Here is a 13072-nt window from a genome sequence, read left to right as displayed (position 1 = left end):
CTGATATTGATGGATTGTCCATACTGGTATTGCTTTTATAGATATAAAACAAAATCTTCACTTTTTCTTGGTTCGAGAGTTTTTTCTCAAAGCATGCTCTCTGTTACTACCAATTTCAACAATCGTATTTTTGTAATAAAAGCCGCAATAAGGACAGTAGGAATGCTTGAAAGTTGTCACTGATTTACCACATTTGAGACAGTGGGCAACAAGCTCAAACCCGCACATAAAGCAGTACAATGACCTGATATCGTTCCAAATCGGTTCTGTGGGTGTCCCTGGAGTCCAGCATTGGGGACAAAATTTAATGCTGGTAAATGGTTGCTGTATTTCCTCATCGCTACAAATTCCTTCTAAGTACTCAATTGGTATCGATAAAGCCCTAGCTAGCCCCCGACGGGTTTTGTGATTTAATCTCGTCGTGATCCCCCGTTCTATTTTTCCGTATGTATGCAGGTGAATACCAGCCTGATGAGCTAGCTGATTTTGACTCATCTTTAATTCCACACGCAACCGCTTAATGTAGTCGCCAATCGGTTCCTGTGGCATGGGTGTCTTCAAAGTATCCATCAAGAATCATCATTATTATTCTAAAAAAGATATATTAAATAATGATTGTTTGTCTCGATAGAAATTACATAAATTGGAGAGAAATTGACTGTTACTTTAGCCACTGTTATTACTGAGTTTTTGTCACGCCCGGATTTAGCTAAAAGTACCAGACGTACTTATGAATTGGTGTTGAAACCAATACTTGGAGAATACGGTATTTGGGAGATTGAGATTATCGGTAAGCAGACTTTAATTGAGTATTTAAGAAGTTTGGATGATTGCAGCTATACAACTCATCGCAAGTACCAAGCAATACTACAAAGTTTGTTTAATTTCGCTGTGGAGCAAGGTTATATTAAGTTTAATCCCATTAATGGTTTAAAACAGCGTCAACCAAATCCTGATAGGGGAGAACATAAAACTGATTCTGTAGTAAGATATTTAACACCTGAACAGTTAAATATCCTTTATTATTCTGTTAAATCTGACCTACGTATGAATGCTATAGTGCATCTTCTACATCGCTCAGGTTGCCGTATATCAGAGCTTTTAGCGTTAAATATAGATGATGTTAACCAAGACTTATATAAATTTCAAGTACTTGGTAAAGGTAACAAACGGCGTTGTTGTTATTTTAGTGATGGGGCTGCCGAGGCATTAAGTAAATTTATCTTATATGAGCGCCACAATACCGTAGATGCACTCTTCACAGCACAACAGCCAGTGACTAAAGTTGTTAGTAGAATTAGCTATCGCACTGTGCATGAATATTGGCGAGAGTTAATAAGTATATATCCGGAGCTAGTCGGAGTCAGAATCCACGATTTACGGCATACTTTTGCTACTGAGCGTGTTGGGCTAATGGGTATTGAGGAATTGCGGGCACTGATGGGGCATGAGAATATTCAAACAACTCTACGTTACCAAAAAGTTACGTCTGCTAGGGCGGAAGAAGTTGCACGTCAGGCTTTAAAAAGTTTAACTTAAATTCTTAAGAGTTTATATTTTGACAATGCTTTTTACTATGAAGATTAAAATTATTATGCTGATATTTAGCACGAGTTTTTATACAAAATAATCATGTTTTTGCTGGTAGTTGAAGAGAAGACACTATACTCTGCGTCAAGAGAGTGAGTTTTGGGAAAAACTAACCCATACAGTTTGCATTATTGCAAGTATATTAACAAAACTTTGCATCGTGTCCCATTTTGCACGTATCCCGGTTGTACCCCATTCACACACTCTCTCAAGTCGTCGTACCCAAATCTGTCTTCCAAACAGTTGGTTTATTAAACGAACAGTTGAAAGGCTGTCATGACTGGGAGTTTTACTTAAGACTTTTTGCACACGGGACTCCAGTACACATCCCCAACTATTTAGTTCGCAAACGCTGGTTGCCTGACAGCATCGTTACTCAATCTAACTGTACTGGATGGTTAGCAAATGGGCTTCAAGTCCTAGAAGAATTTTATCGTCGCCCCGCCAACGCCTGCTACAGCGATTTGCGACCAACCATTGAAACTCATTTTCGTACAACTGTAGAACAATTCAAGTCATACATTTTCCCCGCTTTCAATCAAAATCAGAGCCAGTCCATCACTGCCTCCCTAGTTTCCATTATTATCTCTAGTGATAACGCCAGCAGATTTGCCGCCTGTCTACATAGTTGCCAACAACAAATTTATCCGAATCTGGAAATTATTATTGTTGAACACGACTCGACCGAGAACTTGAGCGAAATTAGTCGCCAATTTGCCAGCACAACTAAAGGACGTGTAATCTTAACTCAATGCCAGCAACCAGGAGCGAGTGCTGCTTACAATCATGGATTAGCTTTAGCTACTGGTGACTATATCCAATGGCTTTCTGGCTCAGATGAATTGACACCCCAAAAAATTGCCTTGCAAGTAGCAGCATTAGAACAAAATCGTCACTTTGACATTGCCTATGGTGATTGGCAATGGTGCTTTTATCAAAACGAGCAGTGTCAATTGAGAATTGCTTTCGCATTCCAACAGAATGACGACGAAAGAATGCAGAGACTAATGCATAACTGGCAACCTCTTCATGCCTTCCTAATTCGTCGCTCTACAGCAGTGCGCTTGCAAGAGTTACAAGTGTGGAATGATCCACAGACTCAATTGGATGCAGACCGGGAGTATTTAACTCTAGCAGCAATAGTGGGGTTTCGTTTTCTTCACGTTCAACATTCTACCGTCCTCTACAATCATTTCTCCTCCAGTCAGATGAAGTTGTCCGACTCTTACGTTCTGAGAGTCGAGAGACTCAAGCAAATGTTTTTACGCTTTCAATACCATGCCACGATGCAGCCACTAAGTGAAATTACAGAACAACATTGGTTTCTGCTCAAGCAAAGTTGGGATTTGTGGAAACTCGCACCAGTCACACTTCAGCAACACGGAGAAGACGCTTTTTTTCTTCAGCACTCTCAAAAAGAGCTAGGAATGCCGCTCAACTTAGCCCAAGCCAGAATAGTCAGCGCCTTATATAAATCTGATGAAGCTTGCACTTTAGAAGATCATGCTCGTCAAATTGTGCGGATATTTTGGAAGCAAATCGTTCAACAGTCTGGAGGTGAGGCAAAAAATGTTGCAGCCGAGCTAACAAGATGGGTAGGAGTTGCTCATCCCGAAACTTCTGATTCTTCCCCTCACCAACTAGCACAGGCTGGAAGTCAAAGTACATCTTTACTGCAAGCGAAAATTGATGCAATTCCGTTGTCTGCCCCGTTGTTTGTAGAACAGCAATTGGCAGTGCTTTACGTACTGGACAAACTTCGGACTGCTGGAATGCTTAACCAAGTTTCTGCTCCACAGTCAGAAATAAATCAGTCAATGCCAGCTAGATAAATCTTGTAAATTCTTTTCCGAAAAAACATCTAAAACATATAAAAACTTTAATCTAACTATAAATTCACTTGTCAAGCCAGAATTTTACCTAAAAAACAACCAGTAATAATTTCCGTAAAGCTTCGGTAGACTGAAACGGAAATATTATCTTATCTTCAACTCAAGTACCTGCATTATTCAAAGATTCGAGGTTTGATGAATATCTAGAAGTGTTGAGTTCGTTCCAATCCTTAAAACTTGAGAATTCCGAAATCATTTTTTACCTCAACTATCTTCATCAAAGATATTTGTTTTCTGAGAGCAAGCATTTATTCAACTCTTAATTAATCAAATGGCTCTTTAGTACTCTATCTACTAAATCAATGCACCCAAAAGCTGAAAACCTTGATTTAGCATTTTTTTTTGGGAATTTTTCGGCTTATGGGAGCAAATAAAAAACTCTCAATAGATAATTATCCGGCTCCGTTTTTCGTCACAATAATTTCTTATTAAAAAGATATAATTTATGCCAATTTCTGATCTGATTCTCCCCACTGATACCTCTTCATCTCAAGGAGGGTTATTACCATCTTCTCTGACAGGAACATCTTTCAGCAGTGCTTCAGATAATAATTCGTCATTAATAGGGTTGCAAAAAACATCTACAACAAGTAGTGCTTCTGGTCTGATTGGCTCTAATCAGGAAACTCTTACTAACTACAGTAATTCTGTTAGTACTATCTCTGATAGTTTACCGTTATTTAATCAATCAGTTGTTTCTACATCTCTTGCATCTCAATCACTTCCGAACAATCCGACGACTGGTTTAGACCAACTTACTGGAAGTGGGAAAAATCTGTCCCTAGTTGGAATTAATAGTAACGATTCTCTTTTAAATCCTAGTCCAGTATTAAAGGGAAAGTTTGGTAATTTCGATAATCATCAAAATTTCCAGTTAACTCTACAAGATGCTAAGGGAAATCCAGAAAGCTTTTCTCTGACTGGCGATGGTGAAGGTGAGGTATTTCAAAGTGACCTTGGTGAGCAAATTATTTTCACTGGTACTGATGAAACCACAAATGTCCAAATCTCAGCATCGAATAATCTTCAATTTGGTGATTACATCGGTTCTTCTCTGAAAGTGCAAACAAAAGGCAGTATTAAATCTGGCAATATCACCCTCAAGAATACTGCTCTTGACAATAGTCCTGGACTCAGTTTGCAATCTGGATTGAGCGATTCACAAAGTTCGACTGATAGTGGTTACAGTGTCACTGACCTTGCCACTCTACTTGGAGGCAGTAACAACTATGCTACGGCTATCAATGACTCTGGTCAAATTGTTGGTACTTCTATCAGCAGTGATAATTCACAATATCATGCTTTTCTCTACAGTGATGGCAAAATGACCGACCTCGGCACTTTACCTGGAGGCAGTTACACCACTGCCACAGGTATCAATAACTCTGGTCAAATTGTGGGTCGATCTGATGTCAATACGACGCAACACACTTTTCTCTACAGTGATGGCAAGATGACCGACCTCGGCACTTTGCCTGGAGGCAGTGACAGCTATATTGGAGCTATCAATAATTCTGGTCAAATTGTAGGTACTTCCAGTACTTCCATATACTATCAAGAGACTGTTTATGATGGAAGCCTTACTCTATCTTACCCAGAATCTCACGCTTTCCTCTATCAGAATGGAAATATGAGTGATCTGGGTACTTTACCGAATGCCATTGGCAGCAATGCCACAAGCATCAATAACTCTGGTCAAATAGTTGGTGGTTCTCAACAAGTAGTATTTCACGATACTTCTGTTTACGTTAGTGGTGGCGGTTATGGAAATGAACCTGGTCACATTTATCATAGCGGTTACTACACATCATCAGGACAAGCTTTCATCTACAGTAATGGCAATATGACTGGACTGGGCACTTTGCCCGGAGGCGACTACAGCACTGCCACAGATATTAATAATTCTGGTCAAGTTATTGGCAATTCCAACACTGGTGATAATAACTTTGAACACGCTTTCCTCTACAGTCAAGGACAGATGACTGACCTCGGCACTCTATCTAGCTACCAAGACACTTATGCGATCGCCATCAATGATGCTGGTCAAATCATTGGTGACTCCTACAGTGATTATAATTTTGCTCGCCCTTTTCTCTACAGCAATGGCAAAATGACTGACCTCAACAGCTTGATTCCACAAGACTCAGGCTGGACTTTATTAGACTCTACAGCCATTAACAATAAAGGGCAAATCTTAGGATATGGTCAAATTGGAGGACAATATCATGCTTTCCTCCTTAACCCCATTTCTACAACAGCAACACCCAAGGATGGCATTACTGTAGGCAATATTTCCACTCAAGGTAGTTCTGTTCTCTTGCAGGGGCTTAAGATTAATCTCACTGGCTCCAAAGTTGTCACCAAAGGCGGCAATATTACTTTTGATGGCCCCACAATTCTCAATAGCAGTACTGGTGCTTACACTTTTAACTCTGCTAAATCTACTGTCACTTCCAAGGGCGGCGATATCACCTTTAAAAATACTGTCGATAGTAATAGTGCAGGTGCTTCATCCCTCAGTCTGACAGGAGGTTTGGGCAATATTACTTTCAATAATGCAGTTGGTGGTAATGCTAGCCTTAAGGACTTGACAGTTAATAGTGCTAAAACTTTCACGGCTAATGGTGATATCACTACTAAAGGCAATATCAATATAAATGCTATTGATGACATTACTACAGCTTCTTTGTCTACTACTGACTCAGGGAATGTAAGCATTTCCCTGGGTAAAATAGGTGACAAAAAATACGATTCTAAAGGCAATGTCACCACTGGCAACATTACTGCCAAAGAAGTAGATATTTTGAGTGATGGGGCTTTCAGAACACACAGTGATATTCAAACCAAAGATGGTGATGTAAATATTACTGCTCTTAAAGATATTGTTGTTCACAATATTACTTCCACAAATGCTGGAATTAGTCTGATTAGTGCTACTAATGCTATTACTGCCACTGGGGAAATTATTGGTGATTATGGTGTAACTGCTCTAGCCAAACAGAATATTATCACCGAGAAAATTCAGTCTGCCAATGATGTAGTTCTTCTTAACTCCAGTCAAGGTGCGGTTACTGTCAATGGTTCAATTACCAGTAATAGTGATGTTTCTCTTGGGGCTTTTAAAGATGTAGTTACTCAAGATATTACATCACTTGATGGTGCAGTTGCTTTGATTAGTAGCAGTGGTAATGTTAATGCCCAAGGTGCGATCGCTAGCGTTGATAATGTGACTCTTGGTGCTACTCAAGATGTACTTGCTCAAAACATCGTATCAGCATTCGGTACGGTTGCTTTGGTTAGCAGCAAAGGAAATGTCACTACCACTGAAATTAATAGTGGGAATCAAGTAGCTATACAAGGCGACCAGAACGTGACTACAGGTAAAATCAGTTCGCAGTGGGGTAAAGTTGCCCTAATTGCCAAGCAAGGTACTGTTACTACACAAGGCGATATTACAACCAATAACGGTGATGTATATATCTCTTCTGTTGGCGATGTTATTAGCCAAAACATCATCTCAAACGGTGGAGTAATTGCGATCGCCAGTTCTCAGGGAGCAGTTACAACTGGGTATCTCCGCTCTGACGGAAATAACACTGGTGGCAAAATTTACGTACAAGCTGATGGCTCGGTTAGAGTTACTGGTTCTGTTTTGATTAACGATGCTAACTACAGCATCTACACTGGTGTCAAGAAAAAAGGATTGATTAATATTGCTTACGAAAGCGGCGTTCTTAAATCTAATAAGTCCAAGTTCGTTATTGGGAATGCAAGTATTAATGGTACCGCAGCAGGTATTTACGGCCCTTATGCATTAAAGGATAAAGATATAAACATATTTGAACTTCTTAAAGATTCTGGTATTCTATTATTTCGGGTAATAGAGGAAATCTTCAAAGGAAATGATAATCAACCTACAACAAATCCATCACACGTAGCTGATATCAATCCGATTACAGGAAATCCTTACAGTAATCAAAAAGAGCGTGAGCTAGTTGAGCAATTAAAAATAGCACAGCAAAGAAGGTTGAATGTGCTTATCCATAACAAAAACAATCCAGAGAGGATAACGGAGCAGGAGGTTTTTACTAAAGGTAAAGTAGAGCCGGAACACGGATGCTTTAATCTTGAATTAGATCGGCATTTAGGTGATGCAGCAGATAACTCTAAACCAGAATTAGGCAAAGATATAACACATAGTCTTTATGCTACTTATGTTACTGGTGCGCCGGGTGACTACCTTGTGATCACTTCGTCAGGATTATCAGCATTCTATGATGGGCTAGTAAGAGCAAAAGGAGCTATAGTTAAGAATGGACTAAAGCCTCCTGGATCAGTAGCAGAAGTTAAAACAGGATATGGATGGTTGAAGAAATATTTACTGCTTCCTGGCGATTCAAACTATATTCCTCCTACTGAACAAGAAAAATTTATATTTAGAAAAATGATTAGCCAGATAGACAGAGAAGCAGAGGTAGCTAAAGATTGCGGACTTCAATACTTCATGTGTTTTAGTGACAAAGAAGCTGGTTTAGCTGCCAGGCAGATGTTTGAATACAAGCAGCCTCCCCGTACTAAAAATTCGGTTCCGGTTCACTATCTTAAATTGCCCATTTTCAGAAAGGAACAACCCTAGATGTAAATTCTGTTAGTAATGAGCTAAGTCAGAGTATCAAACTGGATACAACTAAAAATGTTTGAGAGATACTGGAATTTTACCACTTGTATTCGATCAGATAATCTTGCTGCCATTGCAGATGCAATGACCCGCCTCCTGGAGCAGGAAGAAGGTTGCCGTCGTCTTACTCATCTGCCTGAGATCACAATTGACTCAGAACAACTCCGCCATCTTCCTGCTTGGGAGCGACCGCGCTTATGGCTCATCAGCTTATGCAGAGGTGAAGACGGATGGACAATTGTGAAAACTTGGCCAAATGAGTTACTTTGTACGCGGGTAGAAAGTGTTACTCGCCCCCGGCTATCAGCGTTAGCAATGCAGTTGGGGTGTGATATTTTTCATTTTCGGGTAGTTCGTGACATTTGCGGAATCTTGCTGGAAGCAGATGCAACTGGTCATATCTTCCTTTCTGGTTGGAATGATTACGAAGGAGCTAATAGTTTAGATGAAACCCATCTATTTTATGGAGAACAAATTAATGCACCTGAGCCAATTTCACAGTTTTCTCTGTTAACAGTGCCAGAGCAAATGCAGGAAGCAATGCGAGTACATGAAAACCCAGAAATTGCAAGAATTGAAGCTGAGTATGAGCGGCTGTTGGCAGAAGACCCAGAATCAGAGTTATTGATTAACCTACAAGATGAAGTAGAAAAGGGTTATGCCGAACGCATAGATAATGCCTTAGCAAAAGTAATAGATAGCTCCAATTTTTGCTGGTATTTGACAGATTTGCTTTACAATGTTTACGCCGAACCACAACAGCTTCAAGATCAAGGAGTGCAACTCTTATACTTACAACCACCCAATACTTACAACCCAACTCCCCCCAACAGCCAAATTTCTCTTGATTCTTTGTCTGAATATGAGGATCATGACTGTTTTTAATTTTTTGAAGCACAAAAATTATAGAAACCGATTTAAGCATAAGCTAGTGATGCGTGCGACCTTAATAATTTTAACTATAGGAAGTTGGCAGTGTTTATTCAGTCCCGAAATTACACTACCTGTATCCAGTCAAATAATTTAGATTCAATCGAACTGGCTGTAAGCCGCATCTTTGATCTTGAAGGTTGCCGTCGCATTTCCCTACCACCCCAAACCTTATCAAATGAGGAATTGCGCCAAACTCCCTACCTGCTATTACCCGACCTATGGATTGTCGGACTGTTCGTTAGCACTCCGGGATGGACTATAGTGAAAACCGAACCGAATGAACTACTATGCCGTCGGGCTAGGGGTGCTGCTCGCCCTCGCCTATCAGAACTAGCTATGCAAATTGGTTGCAATGCTTTTCACTTCGGCGCATACGGTCATGATGGTATCCTTCTGGAAGCAGATGCTATGGGTCAGATGTTTATTTCTGGTAGCGTTGACCGTATAGAAGAAGAAGAAAACCAGTTTTATGACGAACAGATTAATGCAAATGGGTACTCACAATTCTTCTTACTAGATGTGCCAGAGGAAATACGGGCAGTTGTGAAAGCACCTTCCCCTGAACAGCAACAGGAAGAAGAAAGAAGGTTGTCAGAATTAGATATGTTGATAGGAACCGAGGAGGAGCCATTTGATGCCCAGTCAGAAATCGGAGAATTACTCAAGGGCCATTCTTGGCGAATAGATGAAGCTTTAGAGCCTCTGCTGGGGGGTTCCCCCTCTTATTGGCATATCTGGAAGAATAATTTGTTTTATCTAGCTTACACCCAGCAACAGCAACTTGCTGCGGACGGGGCACGGTTGCTGTATTTCCAACTTGCCGAACATTATCGGCAACTTGACCCTCTGTACGAAATTCAAGGATGCTATTAAGATTTCTGTGCTTGTTAGTTTGCAAATAGCCAGAAATGCCTAGCCACGGCTATAACCTCCATTTAGGTACGCGATTGCTTTTCCCCTGAATTTCCACCCAATAGAAGCTGGCTATATAGAAATTCTAGAAAGCTTTTTTTGAGACAAACTCAACAAATGCTTAACGGTAATAGTTCTTAGTCCTAGAAATGTAGCAATGATTAAAATTATCGCATCTCACCAGATTCCTTGATATATTCCACTAACTCTCTGGTATACCCCCCTTCAGAGATTCGTGCCAAATTCCCCACCAGAATAAACAGTTCTCGCGCTCTACTCACAGCAACATTCAGTAAATTAGGTCGCCGATTAATAAACCAGAGACTATCAGTTGCAGAGTATTGGCGAGTCGAGAAAATTATCACTGATTTCTGTCCACCTTGGAACGTGTGAACTGTGCCAATGCTCTTGGGGGAAAAATCTGACCAGCGAGATTTTAAACGTTGAGTGAGCGCATCTACTTGACGGCGGTAAGGTGAAATCACGCCAATCGTGTTGTCAGAGTCAGGAGAATTTAAGCAATAACCCGCCGCTAACAACTCCTCAATCAACGCTTCTACTGCATCAACTTCTGCCCAATTAACGTTGTTCTCCAGCTTCCCTTCCACATGGCTTGCAATCAGGTTAGTACCTAACCGAGAAGCTTTTGGTTCAGTTTTGATGACCATTCCGTAATTGCACAAGCGATCGCAAAAATCAGCAATTACCGGAACGCAACGGTAATGATATTTAAGGATAATGCCCTGACCAATATCTTGCGGTTGCCCTGATCCCCCAGCTGCTCGGTGATAAGCTGTTGTTGCTGTGGGGCTGTAGCGGTCATAATCTACATCTGTTAGCCCCTGTTCTAGAAACGACTTGCTGCGATATTCATCTTTCTTCTGGTCACTTAAATTAACAACCGGCTCCAATTGCAATGGATCGCCAACAATCAAAGCCCGATTACACCTCACTAAAACTGGAAAAACTTGATGCGGCGGAATCTGACCCGCTTCATCTACAATTACTTGGTCAATACAGCCACTATCGGGATAGGGTAACAAATTGCGGATGGAGTGCAAAGTGCAAAGGAACACCGGAAATAACAGGCTGATATCCCGATAAATGTTTCTCCAATTATGACTTAACTGACGGTAAGCATCCCATTCGCCATTCAATAATGCAATGTAAGTTCTTATGGAAGCTATCACCTCGTCTTTCCGTCGCAGAGCTTCTTGTTGCTGAAATTGCCAAGACAACTCAAATAATTCTACTTGCTGCAAGTGTAATTCGCTGTAGAAACGACTGTAAAAATCTTTGGTGGGATAAGTAGCGAGTCGGTTTTCGATTTGAGAACGGCGAGTAATCAGGTCTTTGAGTTGCTGCTTTCTTGAGGAGAGCTGCTGTTGTGTGCTGTCAATACCATTCTGTTGTTGCTGCCAAAAAGATGCTTCTGCAATAAGCTGGTCAACACTCTGCTGGGCGGCGATGAGAGATTCAGTTGTTAGTGGGATTTGAAATTGAAAAGGGGTGGCCAGCGTCGCTAACACAGGCATCTCTATCTGTTTGTGCAAGCGTTTGAGAACATGATGTGCGCTGGTTTTGGTTATCGACTGCCAGAATCGTTTAATCGTCTGCAAAAGCTTGACAAACCAGAAGTCATTTCTACTCTTATTCTCCCTGTAATCTTCAGACGGCAAAGAACGCCTAGCACTGTCAAGATATTGTCCTATCTGCTGGTAAGCTTCTAGGGGGAACTTATTGTAGTCGCGGTCAAATTCTAATGGTGACGAAGATTCAAATGCAGAAGTCTTTATCGCCTTGTCAAGCAATTGTATATCAAGGCATAGCTCATCTAATAATTGCTCATCAACACAAATCTTTTTCAGCTCGTCTTCGTCTTGTTTTCTATAAGATTCTATTTGCTGAACACCAGCTAACAACTGTTGTTTTGCTGACTCCCATTCATCGTAATTAAACGTTTCTTTGGCTAACCAGTCGAGTGCAGCTTGCAAATTAGGTAAAACTTGGGTGTCAACTAAATCCCTAGAGCCTCCTGATAAGTAGAAACGGTCAGAGGTCAAGTTGTTGGCTAAGATTTTCTCAACGTTATTTACAGCAAATTTGTTAGTGCTTGTTACCACAGTTAGGTTACTTTTATCTTGACCCGTTGTTGCTAATTCCACTGCTCGATGTACCACTTGCTGGGCTATCTTATGCAGCAACAGCGTCGTCTTGCCATTCCCCGGTGGGCCAATCACAGCAGTAATAGGATTTAACTGCGAATGTTTAAGAGCAAGTGCTTGATAGTCATCCGCCTGTGAGTTGGGAAAAGCACCCAAAAAAAGTACTTCATGTTGAGGTGCTTTTGGTTGTCCAAACAGGTACTCGTAAGCCGGATGTCCTGGTCTTGACCACTGAAAGTAATTCTGGTCGCTAATTTTCTGAAAATCTTTTTTGAGGTTGTAATTAAAAGTCGCGTAGTCAAAATCCAACAAATAAGGGAGAAGTTTTGACCGCACGGGAAACGGCGGTATTTCAATCAGCCCCATAAAATCTTGTAGCGTTTTAAAGGGACGATTGAAAGTAGTTTCGAGAAAAACTTTCAACCCTTCCCTTGTTACCAGTGACTCAGCCGCTTCTTCCTCTAGTCCGTACCACTGCATCAAATTGGGAATAACAGGCTGAAACTCATAATCAGTTAAATTCCATCCGCTACTGCGATAATTGCCCTCGAATATTGGGGAAACGTTGATAGTGAACAACGGGCGAAATTGACGGCGATTCAATTCAACTACATAAAGCTGCGGGAAAGCTACAGCAATTGATGGTAATTTTGTTTGCTCAAAGTTCTTTGCACTTTTAAACGGTTGCTTTAGTTTTTTAAATAAAGACTCGTCTATTAATAATTTATCGCCTACTAGATTTACGAGAGAATCCCAGATGTTCGGTTGTTCTGAATCGTCAGCTTCTACTTTGGCATTACTCAAATTTTCAACATGGATGTAATCTAACCAAGCTTTGAGTAATGCTCGAATCTGTGAATCTGATGCCATCTCTGTTTCTCCCCTCGCACCCAATCATGAAT

Annotated in this window: 7 protein-coding genes; 5 read left to right on the top strand and 2 right to left on the bottom strand. The window is 40.8% G+C overall.

Annotated elements, in window-relative coordinates; translation table 11 throughout:
* Positions 1-57: 57 nt before the first annotated feature.
* The gene (locus GTQ43_RS40570; RefSeq protein WP_265276769.1) at positions 58-570 is read right to left on the bottom strand and encodes a double zinc ribbon domain-containing protein; all 513 of its coding nucleotides are present in this window, start codon (positions 568-570) and stop codon (positions 58-60) included.
* An 84-nt stretch (positions 571-654) separates the two neighbouring features.
* Here GTQ43_RS40570 and GTQ43_RS40565 point away from each other — a divergent pair, with 84 nt between their 5' ends.
* The 5 genes from GTQ43_RS40565 to GTQ43_RS40545 all read left to right on the top strand — a co-directional run bounded on the left by GTQ43_RS40565 (position 655) and on the right by GTQ43_RS40545 (position 9966).
* Positions 655-1539, top strand: coding sequence for a tyrosine-type recombinase/integrase (locus GTQ43_RS40565; protein WP_265276770.1), 885 nt, complete (start codon positions 655-657; stop codon positions 1537-1539).
* A gap of 236 nt (positions 1540-1775) precedes the next feature.
* Positions 1776-3422, top strand: coding sequence for a glycosyltransferase family 2 protein (locus tag GTQ43_RS40560; protein WP_265278278.1), 1647 nt, complete (start codon positions 1776-1778; stop codon positions 3420-3422).
* 505 nt (positions 3423-3927) lie between these two features.
* Entirely contained in the window at positions 3928-8118 is a 4191-nt protein-coding gene (locus GTQ43_RS40555; RefSeq protein WP_265278277.1) for a DUF3466 family protein, read from the top strand.
* A gap of 126 nt (positions 8119-8244) precedes the next feature.
* Entirely contained in the window at positions 8245-9045 is an 801-nt protein-coding gene (locus tag GTQ43_RS40550) for a hypothetical protein (RefSeq protein WP_265278276.1), read from the top strand.
* A 90-nt stretch (positions 9046-9135) separates the two neighbouring features.
* Positions 9136-9966 (top strand): hypothetical protein, encoded by an 831-nt coding sequence (locus GTQ43_RS40545; protein WP_265278275.1) that lies wholly within the window; start codon positions 9136-9138, stop codon positions 9964-9966.
* A 206-nt stretch (positions 9967-10172) separates the two neighbouring features.
* Here the strand turns inward: GTQ43_RS40545 and GTQ43_RS40540 are convergent, their stop codons facing one another.
* Positions 10173-13040 carry a DEAD/DEAH box helicase gene (locus tag GTQ43_RS40540; RefSeq protein WP_265278274.1) on the bottom strand — a complete coding sequence of 956 codons (2868 nt, stop codon included), beginning with the start codon at positions 13038-13040 and terminating at the stop codon, positions 10173-10175.
* Positions 13041-13072: the final 32 nt, after the last annotated feature.

Source organism: Nostoc sp. KVJ3 (assembly GCF_026127265.1).
GTDB lineage: Bacteria > Cyanobacteriota > Cyanobacteriia > Cyanobacteriales > Nostocaceae > Nostoc.
The sequence above is the reverse complement of the archived record's forward strand: the minus strand, read 5'-3'. Positions and strand labels throughout refer to the sequence as shown.